Origin of the sequence: Aneurinibacillus sp. REN35, from assembly GCF_041379945.2 — a bacterium.
GTDB lineage: Bacteria > Bacillota > Bacilli > Aneurinibacillales > Aneurinibacillaceae > Aneurinibacillus.
The window spans coordinates 1-15314 of sequence record NZ_JBFTXJ020000004.1 but is presented as its reverse complement, the minus strand read 5'-3'; the positions used below and the strand labels follow the sequence as shown (position 1 = coordinate 15314).

Below are 15314 nucleotides of genomic sequence, written 5' to 3'. Positions count from 1 at the left end.
CATTATGGCAGATTTTCATGGCAGTTTTCATTCTGGCTTTCGGTGCTGTCCACCGGGGCCACGGAAGAACCCTGGGCGAATCGTAATTGGGGAGATTCAACCGATACCTCCTGTTCCACCTTGTCCTCCCTGCCCGCCGGGCCCCCCCGGACCAGTGGGGCCACCTGGACCGCCCGGACCATCTGTAGAAGTATGTTGTCCATGCACCAATCTGCTTTTGAACGGAGGGTTTGACTTATCGGTAGTAGGCGCACCACCGATCGATTGGCTTTCAGATCGAGCCACCGTTTTTGCCTTTCCAGATGCTCACAGTGGACGTTTTACTACAAGTCTGACAACACCTGTGATCCAATCTGTCGGTATTTTGGGCCTTGACCCCAATCCTTCAGCAGGTACAACGGCTACTCCAGGATTTATCAACCAAGTCGTTGAGGTTTCTGAAGGTTGCTGCTATACCCTTTCTTTTGCTGCAGATGTGAGAGATGGCGGTATTCTTGTTGCCTCGGTTTCTTTTCCAGATGCGACAACGCCACAACCTTGCACACCGCTGATTACTAATACGGGAAATGGAACGCCTACACCAACGACGACGAATCCTATTGTTACAAATAATATTCCACATATTGTACCTGCATCCAATCAGCCTCAAAGTTTGTTTCAACACTATACTCTCGTTGTATGTACTCCTCCAGGAGCAACGGTTGCATGTATCACGTTTCAAAACATTGGTAATCCTGCTCCAGGTGGAACTGCTTTTGTTGATAATGTGGTATTTGAAAATACAGGTGGACCTTGCCCTACCTGTTTTCAGAACTTTTAATACGCCAAGCATGAAAAATTGAGGGTGCACCAATAAGCAATTCTACAACAGGGTGTGTATAATGGCTAAAAGCTACAGCAGAGAATTCAAATACCAGGCTGATTAACTTGGTTTAGAAGGGGACAGACGGCACAAATCGCAAAAGAGCTAGGACTATATAATTGTACGCTGTATCGCTGGATCAATAAGGGTAACACTCGGTTTCTTTTGGCTTAAGGAAACCGAGTGTCTTGCTTGTTAGGTTCCAGGAACGTTATCTACATTTATACGGATATCATCTACATTATCAACAGCCGAGGCAACAAGCTGGCTATTCCTATAAAACCTGAACTCTACAGCCTCCGATCCAATGGTTCCTTCCCAGCCAATGCATGCGTTGACTTCTACAAATTGAGTGCCTATAGGAACAAAATGCCCCCATTCCAATAGTAAGGTTACAGTAGTATTGGTAAGATGAATACTGATTGATTCTGTAAAATTGGTCGCATTTGCCCGTGTATAGTTAAGCGCCGTTTGAATAATTGGCATATTATTTCTCCTTTCTACAGGCTAAAGAAAACAAGCATATCCTGCTTTTCTTATAAATGGGATATACAGGAAGATCTGGACGTGGTGTAGACGGATATCCTATATCATGTCTACAGGCTAAAGAAAACAAGCATATCCTGCTTTTCTTATAAATGGGATATACAGGAAGATCTGGACGTGGTGTAGACGGATATCCTATATCATGTAAGACGATTCAATTGCCTTATTCTATGGATACTTACTAGCATATGAAATAAGCAGCGCCCCTACTTTTTGAAAAATAGGGGCGCTGTGTTCTTTGATCTACGGTTATGCTTCCGGTCCAATCGCTTTGACTGAAATCGTTACGGGTCCTTCGATATTGACAATGCTTTGTCCTGGTTCTAAGTTTTGCGCAAATAATCTATAGACGTGATGGCCGGTGGCTACATTAGTCAGCACGCCCTGAAAGGTTGTGGTAATGAAGAGATCTAGGTCGCCGCCGCCTGCATCATCCGGTGACTCTTCACGTGTCGAAGCAACCACGATATCGTCCTGCGTAATGAAGAAGAGCATATTGGATTGATTAGCTTCTACTGCACCTGGGTCGGAAGACCAACCGATGGTCGCAATGAGCTCGATAAAGTTGACTGCTTGCGGAACAAACAAACCGAGCTCAGCTAACAATACGGGTGTGCTTGTATTAACAGGAATTGTGGCAGAGTCTGATATGTTGTTTGCACTTCGATTGTAATTTAACAGCGTGTTAATCGCCATCCTGCATTCCTCTCCTTTCTGTTGAAAGAATAAGAGAATAAAGAAATTATCTTGCTATAGCATATGACCTGCACATTTGATTGGTATAGATGGTTGTCCTCTAACGAAAAAATGTGCGTTTGCTTGTTTTTTGGCTGCTGGTTTCATAGATTGGAAGGGGGATAACGATGTGAATTCGACCATTTTTTATATAATTGAATCATATGTCTATGGCAAAAAAGTCTCCTCTGCATAGCCTGTACTATAAGGTTAGAAAGGAGGGGATCGTCCATGGCTCAACCAAGCCTGCTTTGCCGACGTTTTGCTCGCATCCTTGGAGGACAAGCAGCTGTTGTGAACGGTGTCTGCACAGTGACCCGTCTTCGCAATCTCAATGTAACCATACAGGGGCGCCGAAGCCGTTCACCTTTGACTCTTGCAGCGTTATTCTCTTTTGAATCCGTAGATAGCAGCGGCCGTGCGCTTAATCTCGGAGAAACCGTGATTCTGCAACAGGAAATCCAGCCGTTTATTACAGAGCTTCGCAAGCGCGGCATTGAAGTAACAGCCCTGCACAACCACTGGTTGTTCGATAACCCGCGTATTATGTACATTCACTTTAAATCAGTAGAGAATCCTATCGTTTTTGCTAGAAAGGTTGCAGCAGCATTTCAGGTGCTGCGGGGATAATGAAAAGCTGCTCTTCGGAGCGGCTTTTTATTTTATCATTAAACCCATATGCCTGCCCTATGTATCAGTTTGAAGAGAAGCACCGCAATGTGAACAAAAATTCGCGACATGTTTGTTTGCAGCAGTACATTTTGGGCATGTTCTTGACTCTTCTAATCCACTCCGTAAACCTTCTCCCATGAGTTTCATGGAATCACGAATCATATCACTATTTCGTTGTAAATAACTCCGTTGAATATGCGGACCGAGTATAATAAATCCAATGAACATGAGGGGTGTACCTACAAAGAAAAGCCAAAAAAGCTTTGGTGTTTCCCACATATCTAAGGTGAAAAATTCAAAGAATGCGACGATTACGCAAATGATACCTAGTCCTACCATACCTGCTCCAAGACTTCTGCCCATAGGAACCTCCTGAAGAATTTTATTTTTAGCAATGAAGCTCCTTTTTTCATAGAGCTAATTGAATTACTATTTTATTCTAGATTTGGTTACTCATTCCTTTTTTGTGTTGATTGAATCTTTTTGTATGATTACTATTGAATAAGAAGGGAGCGAGGATACCGATAGAACGCCATAATGCGATGTACAATAGCAAGCTCAAGCTGCTGACATGGCGCTGCGTCACCGGCGTCCCGATTGGGCGAAGGCTCTGCGTACGGGATGGGCATGATGCTTTATGTAATATATAGATGCTAAAAGGGAGAAGAAGCAGTATGCAATCTGAAGTGGTTCAGCTCATTGATAAATGTATAAAAGAAACCTGGCTGTATGATATTTCGCGTGACTATCATAATTTTTTTCTGCTAAAAGAAGATACACTCAAAAATGCGTTCTACTATCATCTTCGCCGCAGGTTAGGTGATGGATTTTTTGAACAAAATCATTTGCGTATATTTACCGAGTATCAATACGGCAGTGAACGGATTGATTTAGTGATTGCGCAACTGAACGAGAAAAGCGAAGAAGGCGGGCATCTTCAAAATAAAGTAAACAACTTGGTAGCAGCGATTGAAATGAAATATAAGGGCAGTACGAGTGATATACCGTTCTTACAAGACGTCCAAAAGGTGCTTCGTTTTATTAAAGAAGACCCGGCAGGTAGTTGTCAGGTCTACCTTGCATTTATTCAAGAGGTTGAGTTCTACGATTGGACAGTGGAACATTCATGGCTGTCGATACGGGAACAAAAACAAACGAGGGGACGGTTAACGGAGCTTACACATTTCTGGGGGTCGGAAATAGATAAACCCCGTTGGAATGTGCGTTCGTATAATGGCCTGAATTCGGCTTTAAATACAGCTCCATCTCTTATGGCGATCGTAAAATAGCATGGTATTGACTGCTGAATGGCCTGCTATAATGATCAAGCGCATTATTACATAGCAGTTGAATTGAAGCTGTCTGATGCGAAGCCGGTTCGGTGGGAGATGGCCACGAGGCCGGGACAGCATGTGGATGAACTGCAGGAAGGACATATCTTCGGATATCCGGTGGATACAGGACTCGGCTGTTTTGCAGATGCGAAAGCAGTGAATAAGGTAGGTGAACTGGAGGAACGATTGATACGGGAGCTTGGCGAAGACTTTATCAGCCTGTACGACAACTTGATAGAGGATATTTTATTTGAACATGAAGATAACTGGGGCAATGCGATCGTTTGTGAAGATTCAGGGCTGAATATGATTGTATTCCGTTCCGGCTATGGCGACGGCTTCTATGCCTCTTATTGAGGAATCGACGCACAAGGACAGGTTGCTTCGCTTGTCACTGACTTTATTGTTTTATAAAAAATAATGGCAGATACATCATCCAAGATCTGAGCAAGCTCGATTGTTTTTGCTTGTTCTGTAGAGAGGGGAGGAGTTATTCTAGGTTGCTCCCGTTTTCCCGAACCCTTCACCAAATTTAAGAGAGTGAAGCGTTCCACCGGTAGCCCAGTTTTCTCTTTCGTATTCATCGAACACAATAGTTACCCACTCTTCTTCAACGTGAAGGGTTCTGGCTGCTTCTCGTGTAATCGCTTCAACAAACGCTTGTTTTTGTTCAATGGTTCGTCCTTTTGCGAGTTTGATATTGATATAAGGCATAAGTGACCTCCTACATTGGGGGATTATAGAATTTCATAGAACACTTTACAAATTGTTTGTAAAGTTATAAAAAGATGAGGGATTCTATGGCTTGATGATATATCTGCTGAGCATCCCTCATCTGTTATTTTTCCTAGGTTATTTCTTTTTTTTGCAAAGCTTTTAACCGTTCTTGCGCCACTTTATTGCCCTGTTTTGCTGCTTTCATGTACCATTGAAATGCTTTTTTGTGATTAGCATCCCCGTCTACCCAAAGTTTTTTCATAATACAATCCCCTCTCCCCTCTACTATAATTGTTCCTTTCTTAAATGAAATTATCCATTTTAACCCATTTTTCTCCTGGCTTTTTTTGTTAACTATATAGAGTCGCCTCCACTCTTATAAAGAGGACAAGCCTTTTCGTATGTAAAAGGGCTTCTTGTCGTCTTATGGATCAGGGACTAGGCGAAGAACCTGCTGATCCATGCTATGTAATAAGCGGCAGGAATGAAAAGAAGCTGTGCGAGCAGCGTTCCGATAAACCGTGAAAAGATAAGCACGCCGATTACTTTGTTAATATTGAGCTGGCGTTCCTCTCCTCGCATCACTCGATCTGTGAGAATAGCAACCTGCGGATCAACAAAAATCGTAAGCAGAATCGCGGCAAATCCATTCACCAGACCGGATGACATCAGCGCAATCGAGCTGTACTGCGGTGCAAGCAGAGAGGCGTACAGGCACGATAATATGCTTGATGTATAGATCATGGTAGCCAGTACATTGAGTAGAAATAAGCGTTTTGGAACGCCGCCGATTCGCAGGCGGGAAATCATGCTCCAGCGCGGGGCGCGGATGTGTTTTCTGGCATATTGCAGGTGATGAATCGTAAGCGTGTTTTTTAGCATAGATGGAATGGAACCCGCAGTTTCCAGATGGATAATCGCTCGGGAAAAAACGGCGATAAACGTAGGAACAAGCAGAGCCGCAAGCAACGTTCCCAGCGAGGCAGAGCCCAGAATGACGCGAAATTGGCTTTCAATCAGAGATAGATCGCCCGTTTCCTTTGCCCTGTCAACGAGGCTTGCAGTAAGCGGCGCCTGGAGCATATTGGCTGTCCGCGAGACGATGACAATAATATTAAACAGGGACAGTGCGACAGCTAATTTGGCAACACGAATACCGGCCAGTCTCACAGAGTAGGAGAGTGTCTCGATCGTATGAATAATCAAGGTAAATAGGCAGATGAACAGAAGTTTTTCAAGCAACGAAAGCACTCCTACATTATGGAATAGATACAGATATATTGTATCTTGCTTCGTTTATTTTATCATGTGCTTGATTCATTCTCTGTTCCGTTCACTTACGTTTATCCTAACGAGCGATTGGTATGATTTGTGACATTCTGAAGGAAAGACTGCAATTCTTTAATAAATAACTTCGCTGCTTGCCCCATAAATTTGTCCGTACGGTATAAGACACAAATGTCTTGACTAGGTGTAGGATCAAGCAGTTTTATGGCAACGATATGCTCATGGTCCATATAATCTATCAACATCCGGGGAAGAATAGAAGCTCCTATTCCTTGACCGACCAAAGACAAGAGTGTGGATAAGGTTGAGGTTATTATTGAATTGTCAATCACCATTGCTTTTTTATGACAGTACGATTGGATGATCTTTGTAATCTGATGTCCAGAATCGAACATAATCATCTTTAGATGTTGAAGCTCATCGAACGGAATAGCCTTTGATTTCGCTAGGGGATGATCTGCTCGGATGGCCAAGGCAAACTCCTCGTGAAACAAGGGGATAATCGAAATACGGTTATCAGGCTTGGGAGGTACCGTAGTAACTCCGAGATCTCTTGTTCCGTTAAGGACCTGTTCGTACACATCCGTGGTCTCCGTAACGCTTATCGATAGCTTAGGATAAGACTTATGGAAATCGATAAGTAAAGCATCAAACAGCAAATCTCCATCTCCCGGTAAAATGCCGATATCCAGCCTGCCGCCTTCCATTCTCTTAAGGTCCAATATTGCCCTTTTCGCGTAGTCAACGCGTTCAAAGATGTGGTGGCTTTGCTCGAGCAGGATTTTGCCTGCATCGGTTAACGCAATCCGCTTGCCAACACGATCGAATAGCGGGAGTCCAAGCTCGTTCTCCAAAAACTTAATCTGCTGACTCAAATTCGACTGAGTGGTACAAAGGTTTTCAGCCGCCCTAGAGAAATGCATCTCCTTACAAATGGCAGCAAAGTATTCAAGCTGTCGAAGTTCCAATGTTCAATGCCCCCTTCCATAATCTTTTAATATAAGACTAACCATATCTCACGAGTACATGCCAAAATAGTTTTAGCTCCTGAAGGACCTCTTTCATTAGCGCTCCATATTTCGGACGCTCCTTATCTGTTGTACCCTCAAGTTGACATGCTCCCCCAAAAATCCATTGGATTTTTTATAATGGTGGATTTTCAATCCCAAATCTAAATAGTAATTTTTGAATATTTATAAAATAATAATCTTTCATACCAAGGAAGTTATGAGTATAAATAAAAAAGTAGGTCTCTGTGTAATCTCAAAGGTTTAATTCCTGTATTGCTAAAGAAACTAACTCCCTGTTGTTGGAAACGATATTGCCTTTGGGTCCTACTAATGTATCTTCTAACCCAATCCGAATGCCGTGTCCTCTTTGTCGCGCATCCTTAATAACAGCCCATGTGTCTATTCCTTCTCCATGATGAATTTGAGGGAGATTTACATCTTCTTCATGAAGAAAATGACTTATTTCTCTTGATTGTTTTATAGCCTGATCGCTGCTTTCCTCAAAAACTTCTACTAAAACTCTTAGACAATGACTAACAAGTCCACTTTCTAAAAACTGATGTGCATCATGGACTGTCCATAATCCCATCTCAATCCCTATTCCTTTTTCTGTTAACAATCTACAAAGTTCTATGCTCTTTGGTTCATTAAAATTCACTGATACAAAATCAGGGATAACATTCCACTGGCGAACTAAATAAAGTCGTTTATCTGGATCCGGTTCAGCTGTTAAAGATGTCGTTAAACCGAGTGGAATATTCCCACAAGTTTTTCTAATGACTCTGATTACTTCTGCACATTTTTGAGCAGCTAATGTTTCAGATTCATCAATCTCTCTAGCATGAACATGAATGGCTTGAGCACCCAAAGCAAGACATTCATAGGCATCCATCGCTAATTGTTGAGGTGTAATGGGGACTGAATTGTGCATTTCGGTCGTGATATTACCATTTAAACAAACTTTAAAATAAATGTCCCTATTATTTAAGAATTTATATTTTTTTTCAGGCATTAAAACACTCCCTAAGTAACCTGTTATGCTTGTTGAAGAAAACGAATTTTAAACATTTTTGTATAAATGAAGCGTTCTTTTGTATGTGGCATATTACTGAGTGCCATGACTCTGTCTTTCATTCCAGCCACCCCTATAAGATAGTAATCTTATAATAAAAATAAACTGACCAGGTTACAAAAAAGAAAGCCATGTTTTCTTTAATAAGTGGCTTCCTTTAATTTCGTTTATTTTCTAAAGCAGCGCCCCCTGATTCCAGACAGGAGCGCTGCTTTAGTTTATATTCTTTAAAATTAATTGATTTCCTTTAATTTAATAGACTCCTTGTTGTTATTGTTCATCTAGGGGGTCTCGTAGTTTTTTAACGGCATGCCTACATATTCGCGGAAGGAACGGATTCGATCCGCCTCAAACTCAAAGACAATTGTAAGCTCATTGCGATAAGACAGACCATTCAAAGATCCCTCTGCGCTAAATACTACCATTCCATAGTTCTCATTCTCAAGCTCAATGAGCGGAGTCAGCTGCACCTCCAATAATGAACGCTCGAATCTAATCAATTCTTCGAACCGCTCTTTGCCTCGTTGCTCATGATTCCAGTCCTCCAAAGGGAGAGGAACGAAGAAATGAAAATCATCCGTAACCGTAGTAAGAAAGTCTACTGTATGCCCTGTTTCCAAAGCCCGCTTAAAAGCATCAAATGCTTTATGGTTTTTCGATCGTACTGAGCCCGTGGATTCTTCTATGTTACCGGTATTAGCTATCGATTTTGTCACAATAAAACGCCTCCTCATTTGGATTTGTGTTGTGTGGTTCGCTTTATTTGACGAGTTTAAGCTGGCTTGATATAACGCCAAAGTGAATCGCCTCATGCATCAAAGCGAAATTAAACAATTCGCCGGCTGTAACGAATTGGAACGGTCCCATTTCAAACGGTGATTGCAGCTTCTGCTCAAGCATTTCGGGTGTCAGTTCGGAAAGACGCGAAAGCTGTGCCGCTAACATCTGGATCAGTTCATCCTTCGACGGAGGTGTGACCGTCCAATCCGAAGGTTTCGTTCCGGAGTTGAACAGTACCTCGTATTGAGCCGGAATGGCGGATGGGGAGCCAAAGCTTAGCGAAGCGTATTTATCCAACCAATAAACCATATGACCGATATTCCAACGAATCGTATTAGGGAAGCCCTCTGGCTGGATGTCCATCTGTGACTCAGATACCTCCTGAAACTGACCGATGATGATCTGACGAAGCACTTTCCCCGTATTGATAATCGATTGTGCCATTCTTGAATCCTCCTCATATTCGATTCTTCTTTTCACATCTAAAGCTTACCTTGATGCACTATATCGCAACAATCACGAAATTCCGATGCAATTGATCGGTTTCAGTAATGATTAATTAGGGATTTCTGGAATGGAGAATTCTCTAATATAATCACCGAGGAAGATCGATAATCGAGATGAACATTAACTTTGGAACTTTGACAATTGAAGATGTGGAATTTTCAGGCACCTCATTAAATAATGTGGATCTAAGTCCATGTCAACTTACAGATTTATATGCAGCCGATTAGCTAAAACGTTCTAAAAAATGTACTTTTCCGAACGGATCGATCCTAGCAAAACTCTTTTTTTGTTCGTAAACCTATAAAAATAATTAATGAACGTTCTATCGATTTAGATACTTTTCAGAAAAGGAACATGTTTAACATATAGAGGGAATGATTTGGAAAAATATGTTGACATTATAGGATACAGGGGTATAGTATATAAAAATAAAAAGATTGTTATGATAATCACGAGGAGGCGACATACCATGGGTACGAATGAGAGTAACACGCAGGTTACAGGCATGACGTATGCAGCCTGTTCTCGCATTTGAAGAGCGTGCCGAGAGCACGTGTCAATCTAGCGTTAGAAACGGCGCCGGTGAAGTCGTTTCCTTCCGAGGCTTTATACAGGATTGTATAAAGAATGTGGAGCAGATTGGGTACGGTGTCTCTTTAAAATTTGAACAAACATCCTTATCAAAGAAAAGAGGAATGAAAATGAAAACATTGGTGATTGTAGCACATCCTCATTTACAAAAATCAAAAGTAAATGCTCGTTGGGTAAAGGCAGTAAAAGAAAATATAGATATTACGGTTCATGATTTATATGAAGAATACCCCCAGGAGGTAATAGATATACATAAAGAGCAGCAACAGTTGACGCAGCATGAGCGCATAGTCTTCCAGTTTCCATTTTATTGGTATTCTTCCCCCCCGCTCTTAAAAAAGTGGATTGATACAGTTTTTACAGCCGGTTGGGCATATGGATCAGGAGGAAATAAGCTGCATGGCAAAGAACTTGTATTGGCGATTTCTACAGGGAGCCCAGAAGAAAAATACCAGGCTGGCGGACTAAATCAGTACACGGTAAGTGAACTGACTCGTCCGTTTCAAGCCACTAGTAGTTTAGTGGGGATGACGTTTTTACCGATGTTTATTTTTCATAATGCATTTTCTGCCACAGATACTGATATTGAGGAAAGTGCAAAGAATTATGTTCGTCACATCCTTAATCCAGAACTGAATCCAAAGCTAAAGTTTATAGCAAAAGGATAACATTCTCTTTGCTAGAGATAGGATTGAGAAATGATGAAATGAAGGGAGCAGCGAAAAGTTTGTTAAAACGAAACGAAAAGGAGTTGAAAGAATGAACACACAAGCTTCAACAACAGTACTGCAACAAAAAGGATTGCCTCAAGGTCTAACCATCTTCACTTTTCTGCTTGGTATCTTTATGGGGGCACTGGATCATGGAATTGTAGGGCCAGCACTAAGCTCTATTTTTGCTACCTTTCATGTAGATTCATCATGGGGGGTATGGAGTTTCACCATTTATACACTGGTTTTTGCAGTAAGCATTCCGGTGTTAGGGAAGTTATCGGATCGGTTTGGAAGAAAGCAAACCTTCATGTTTGGTATTGCTTCCTTTGCTATCGGTTCCCTGATTGCTACAATGTCTTCAAATTTCTGGGTTTTCTTATTTGGTAGGGCGGTTCAAGCAATCGGGTCTGGAGGTATCTTCCCAATCACAGCAGCTCAGATCGCTGCTACTTATCCGCCAGAAAAGCGTGGGAAAGCAATGGGATGGATTGGTGTTGCTTTTGGGTTAGGAACCATACTTGGACCTCTTGTAGGAAGCGTGATTATTGCCAGGTTTGCTTGGCAGTGGATTTTCCTCATCAACCTCCCGATTTCTTTGGTGATTTTGATGTCCATTGCAGGATATAAATCTGATCAACACTTGGTTAAAAAACCGATCGATATAACCGGAATTATCGTGTTAAGCGCGATCGTTCTATCTATGATGATTGGAATCAGCAATCACCATGCGCTGTATGTCGTTGCAGGTCTCATGCTTATTCCATTTCTTGTCTGGATTGAAAAAAAGCAAGCTGATCCGATCATGAATGTAAGTTACTTGACAAAAAGAAAGACCCTGACGTTCCTTTTAGCTTCCTTGTTTTCTGGGTTTGTTATGGCAACAGCCACAAACTTTATTCCATTGTATAGCGAAACGATTCTTGAAATGGGAAAAGGAGAGGCTGGATTTAGTGTAACTCCATTAGCTATTTCTTCGATAATTGCTTCGTTTGTAGGCGGAATGCTCGTTGACAAATGGGGAGCGAGAAAAGCCCTGTTGCTAGGCTTTGGTCTTTCCTTAATAGGAGCTGTATCGTTAGGATTCCTGGTTCAGTCAGTATACTTTTTCTTTCCTACCATTCTCATCATGGGTTTTGGCATCGGCATTATTATCGGGGCGCCGCTAAATATCCTAATTCTGCAGGCTGTGGATCCGAAAGAAACGGGCGCTGCTGTTGGTTATATAAGTCTGTTCCGTTCTTTGGGTTCTACTCTTGGGCCATCCATTTCTGGACTGTTCCTAAGCACTTTTAAGGATGGATTTGGCTATGTATACCTAATAAGCGCGTTGGCCTCGCTACTAAGTTTGCTCCTTCTTACGCTGCTTGTTCGGAACAAAAAGGCATAAAATTTCCATTATCATTTATATACCCTACATATGTATGGTAAATTCCTAAGAATAGGATAACACCGTATGGAAAAGTAATGTAAGACCCATGTTCAACCTAAGGATACTCAAGTCTTATATACATGCTTTACCATGATAAAAAATAAGTAACAAGTATTTACCCATTATAAAAGTAAAGGAGAATAAAAATGAATAGTTTTTTCGTGTGGGGACGAGTTGTAGCTGGTTTAGTATTTGCTTATATGGGCTTGTTTAAAATTATAAGATGGACAGCTACGGCTGACTGGATGGCAATGAAAGGCTTCCCTCCTTCCTTTATCCCCATCTTGCTTGTTGGAGCCATTGCTGTAGAGTTAGGCGGAGGATTGGCGCTTGCTTTTGGTTACAAAACACGCTGGGTTGCTATTGGGATTGCTCTGTTTTTAATTCCAACCAATTTGATGATGCACAACTTCTGGACAATGCCTCCTCAACAAGCGGCAGCCGAGCAATTAAGCTTTTTGCAAAATGTCATTATCATAGGCGGCCTCTTAGCTCTATCGGCTGGATCACAACAAGAAAAGAAACAAATGATACATGTAGTTTAAAAGTTTTGAATTTACTTGTATCATGAGTTGAAAAATAAGAAGAGAAGGGTGTTATCATATGACAGAAACAAGACAAAAGGAGACTTGCTGCTCCAGCAAACCAGGAAAGGTAGAACCAGGTTCTTCCTGATGCAGCATCGTTTCTATAAATATGAACTAGAACGGCTGCTAGAAACAGGTGTAAAAATACGTGAGGAAATGAGGTGGTCTTGGGAACACCTCGTTTACAGATCTCCGTGATCGTCGTTCATCGCTGCCAAGCGGGAGGGCTCAACGTCAGTCTGGTTGTACCGCGCGAAGTGTTTAAATCAGCGATCCTTCCCATGAAGATATGGAAGTAACGAAACGTATGGTAGAATGCGACCGGATTCTTGGCATCGAGGTAATCGATCATGTGATCGTCAACGCTTCCGGCGGCTATGTCAGTTTCAAGGAAAAAACTATCTGTAGCATAAAAGGAGGGGGCTATCGTCTCCTCTTATCTTTATTATTTCTTACCATAGCACAGGTAACCTCGTAAACGTGGTGATAAATCCAAACATAGAGGAATAAGCCACGAACAGGTCTGTGTTCTCGTCGCAAGAGACCGAACAAAAGTAACTGTCTCTAAAGTTGCTTGTATGGAGCGTATTATAAAATCAAAAATTGATACATTAATTGGTTCTAAACTTTCCAATGAAAACGTGCTGGGAGAGCTTACAAAACCTATGCGAAAGAAAAAGGTTTAGAGTATTATCAGATAAAATCAGATGATGGAAAACACATTATTAAGGGCTTGTATCACATCCAAAATGTCAATGGTCTCCATTCTCGTTTAAAACAATAGATAGACCGTTTTAATGGATACTTCTTAAAAGAACTGTCAATAGAAGGAATAATTGAATTTGAAAATAAATCAAAAAAAGTGAAAGAAGTCACGTCATTATAGCGATAATAATCTTATTTTATCAGTTTAGGATTATTATTTTTTTGGAAGGAATTTTAGATGTTTTATTTCTTTTATTTTTTACTGTATTGAATGTCATAACAAATATATATCCAATTTTTCTACAAAGATATAATCGAATTAGAATTAAGAGAGTCCTTTAAAAAATGAAATCGATAGAAAAATAGTGATAATTGCAAAATGATAGAGTTAGTTGCAAAAACTAGGGAAATCCTGATATATGGATTTCCCTTAATTATATCCTATATCAACATTCGAATTTAACAGAGGCTACTATAAAAAAGAAGGCAGACTGAATCTGCCTGACTTCGGAACGGCGAGAAAGGCTCTTTTGAGAGTGCTCTTGAGGCAAGTGCCCTTGAATGGACTCAATTTCAAGCCTTTGAGTTCATGGCAAATGCATGAAAATGGGCAAATTCTATACGCTCCGAGGGGCTGATTTTCTCAAAAAATACAATTGAAATTACCTTGCTATTTTAAGTAATTGAACTTATAACAACAATGTACTTAATAATGTTAAGTAGTTAGTTGGGAGTGTATGATGTTGAACAAAGAGTTGCTAAAGGGAAATATCGATCTTCTCATTCTTTCTGTAGTAAAAGAAAAAGAGAGTTATGGCTATGAAATTTCAAAAACAATAAAGGAAAAAACAGAAGGAGAATTTGAAATTCAAGAAGCTACGCTATATCTATCACTAAAAAGATTAGAAAAGCAGGGGGCAGTATCAGCTTCATGGGGAAATGAGAGTCATGGAGGACGGCGCAAATACTATGCTACTACAGATGAAGGTGTTCAATTATTGGATAGTATTATAAAAGATTGGAAAAAGGTCACTGAAATGGTTAAACGATTTATATAAAGGAGAACAAATAATGAGTCAACATATAGGAAAAATATTTAGTCTCGGAGATATAAGATACAGCTGGATATTATTACTTTCATCAGTTCTTTTTGGACTATCAAATTATATGGATCGAATTTATTCAAATGATCCGAGTTGGGTACATGTTAGTTATTGGATTTCGTTTGCGATTTCGGTACTATGGGGCGCAATAAATTATATCAGCCATATTCGCATGAACAACATGTATAAAAAACAAAATGACATACAGGAGTATGTAAATCTATTAGCCATGAGCGAAGAGGATAAACTGGAATTACAAACTTATTTAGAAGATTATGTCCAAGATTTAATCGAGCAAGGTCAAACGAAGGCAGATGCTACAAGGGAAGCGATCAATCAATTTAAGGTAAAAGAATTTTTATCATTATCAAAAAATACAATGTTCTTTAATTTACATGCTCATTATTATTTAATTGGTTGGACAATAGTGACAATTATTGCTTTTATTTTAGTTTGGTTAGTGGGGATAATTTCCTTTTCTGATTTATTGCTACCTTTAATTATTGAAGTTACTTTGGTTGCATATGGTCTGGGACTTTTTGGGATGTTTTTCTTGTATAAGTTAATCGATGCTATGATTTATCGGAAGTTTAAAGAGTTATTCTCAGAGGTGTTGATTATCCAGTTTCAGACAAACCCCTCCCGTACAACTGTTTGTAGCTTT

General features: G+C 40.6%; 19 protein-coding genes and 3 pseudogenes. 12 read left to right on the top strand and 10 right to left on the bottom strand.

Annotated features, from left to right (window positions below):
• Positions 1–4: 4 nt before the first annotated feature.
• A complete protein-coding gene (locus AB3351_RS09325; RefSeq protein ID WP_371146871.1) occupies positions 5–820 on the top strand; it encodes a collagen-like protein in 816 nt (271 codons plus the stop codon).
• Positions 821–1057: 237 nt separating this feature from the next.
• On the opposite strand, the gene AB3351_RS09320 is transcribed toward AB3351_RS09325, so the two are convergent.
• Positions 1058–1348 (bottom strand): hypothetical protein, encoded by a 291-nt coding sequence (locus AB3351_RS09320; RefSeq protein WP_371146870.1) that lies wholly within the window; start codon positions 1346–1348, stop codon positions 1058–1060.
• A gap of 309 nt (positions 1349–1657) precedes the next feature.
• Entirely contained in the window at positions 1658–2104 is a 447-nt protein-coding gene (locus tag AB3351_RS09315; RefSeq protein ID WP_371146869.1) for a hypothetical protein, read from the bottom strand.
• A gap of 270 nt (positions 2105–2374) precedes the next feature.
• On the opposite strand from AB3351_RS09315, the gene AB3351_RS09310 reads away from it, so the two are divergent.
• Entirely contained in the window at positions 2375–2773 is a 399-nt protein-coding gene (locus tag AB3351_RS09310) for a DUF1259 domain-containing protein (RefSeq protein ID WP_371146868.1), read from the top strand.
• 57 nt (positions 2774–2830) lie between these two features.
• Here AB3351_RS09310 and AB3351_RS09305 read toward each other — a convergent pair whose 3' ends face one another.
• Positions 2831–3178: a zinc ribbon domain-containing protein gene (locus AB3351_RS09305; RefSeq protein ID WP_371146867.1), complete on the bottom strand. Its 348-nt coding sequence runs from the start codon at positions 3176–3178 to the stop codon at positions 2831–2833.
• 311 nt (positions 3179–3489) lie between these two features.
• On the opposite strand from AB3351_RS09305, the gene AB3351_RS09300 reads away from it, so the two are divergent.
• Together AB3351_RS09300 and AB3351_RS09295 are read left to right on the top strand one after the other, a co-directional pair.
• Complete coding sequence (locus tag AB3351_RS09300; RefSeq protein ID WP_371146866.1) at positions 3490–4104, top strand: hypothetical protein; 615 nt, start codon at positions 3490–3492, stop codon at positions 4102–4104.
• 51 nt (positions 4105–4155) lie between these two features.
• Positions 4156–4506, top strand: a pseudogene (locus tag AB3351_RS09295) (DUF4241 domain-containing protein); the annotation flags it as partial.
• A 138-nt stretch (positions 4507–4644) separates the two neighbouring features.
• Here the strand turns inward: AB3351_RS09295 and AB3351_RS09290 are convergent.
• From AB3351_RS09290 to AB3351_RS09260, 7 genes are all read right to left on the bottom strand, one after another.
• On the bottom strand, positions 4645–4863 hold the full coding sequence (locus AB3351_RS09290; protein WP_371146865.1) for a tautomerase family protein: 219 nt from the start codon (positions 4861–4863) through the stop codon (positions 4645–4647).
• A gap of 133 nt (positions 4864–4996) precedes the next feature.
• On the bottom strand, positions 4997–5128 hold the full coding sequence (locus tag AB3351_RS09285; RefSeq protein WP_371146864.1) for a hypothetical protein: 132 nt from the start codon (positions 5126–5128) through the stop codon (positions 4997–4999).
• Positions 5129–5304: 176 nt separating this feature from the next.
• A complete protein-coding gene (locus tag AB3351_RS09280; RefSeq protein ID WP_371146863.1) occupies positions 5305–6108 on the bottom strand; it encodes a lipid II flippase Amj family protein in 804 nt (267 codons plus the stop codon).
• A gap of 101 nt (positions 6109–6209) precedes the next feature.
• Complete coding sequence (locus tag AB3351_RS09275; RefSeq protein ID WP_371146862.1) at positions 6210–7121, bottom strand: LysR family transcriptional regulator; 912 nt, start codon at positions 7119–7121, stop codon at positions 6210–6212.
• A 295-nt stretch (positions 7122–7416) separates the two neighbouring features.
• Positions 7417–8175 carry a 3-keto-5-aminohexanoate cleavage protein gene (locus AB3351_RS09270; protein ID WP_371146861.1) on the bottom strand — a complete coding sequence of 253 codons (759 nt, stop codon included), beginning with the start codon at positions 8173–8175 and terminating at the stop codon, positions 7417–7419.
• A 341-nt stretch (positions 8176–8516) separates the two neighbouring features.
• A complete protein-coding gene (locus AB3351_RS09265; protein WP_371147157.1) occupies positions 8517–8921 on the bottom strand; it encodes a nuclear transport factor 2 family protein in 405 nt (134 codons plus the stop codon).
• 73 nt (positions 8922–8994) lie between these two features.
• Positions 8995–9459 carry a DinB family protein gene (locus AB3351_RS09260; RefSeq protein WP_371146860.1) on the bottom strand — a complete coding sequence of 155 codons (465 nt, stop codon included), beginning with the start codon at positions 9457–9459 and terminating at the stop codon, positions 8995–8997.
• Between the two features lie 764 nt (positions 9460–10223).
• Here AB3351_RS09260 and AB3351_RS09255 point away from each other — a divergent pair.
• The 8 genes and pseudogenes from AB3351_RS09255 to AB3351_RS09220 form a co-directional block, all read left to right on the top strand.
• Complete coding sequence (locus tag AB3351_RS09255; RefSeq protein WP_371146859.1) at positions 10224–10781, top strand: NAD(P)H-dependent oxidoreductase; 558 nt, start codon at positions 10224–10226, stop codon at positions 10779–10781.
• 91 nt (positions 10782–10872) lie between these two features.
• A complete protein-coding gene (locus AB3351_RS09250; RefSeq protein ID WP_371146858.1) occupies positions 10873–12213 on the top strand; it encodes an MFS transporter in 1341 nt (446 codons plus the stop codon).
• A 188-nt stretch (positions 12214–12401) separates the two neighbouring features.
• On the top strand, positions 12402–12800 hold the full coding sequence (locus AB3351_RS09245; RefSeq protein WP_371146857.1) for a DoxX family protein: 399 nt from the start codon (positions 12402–12404) through the stop codon (positions 12798–12800).
• A 242-nt stretch (positions 12801–13042) separates the two neighbouring features.
• Positions 13043–13239, top strand: a pseudogene (locus tag AB3351_RS09240) (JAB domain-containing protein); the annotation flags it as partial.
• Positions 13240–13312: 73 nt separating this feature from the next.
• Positions 13313–13623 (top strand): annotated as a pseudogene (locus AB3351_RS09235) (IS1595 family transposase); the annotation flags it as partial.
• A 71-nt stretch (positions 13624–13694) separates the two neighbouring features.
• Positions 13695–13889, top strand: a complete 195-nt coding sequence (locus tag AB3351_RS09230) for a glycosyl-4,4'-diaponeurosporenoate acyltransferase CrtO family protein (protein WP_371147156.1) — start codon at positions 13695–13697, stop codon at positions 13887–13889.
• A gap of 395 nt (positions 13890–14284) precedes the next feature.
• Entirely contained in the window at positions 14285–14605 is a 321-nt protein-coding gene (locus AB3351_RS09225) for a PadR family transcriptional regulator (protein ID WP_371146856.1), read from the top strand.
• 13 nt (positions 14606–14618) lie between these two features.
• Positions 14619–15314 (top strand): hypothetical protein (locus AB3351_RS09220; protein ID WP_371146855.1); only part of this gene is annotated, 696 nt, incomplete at its 3' end.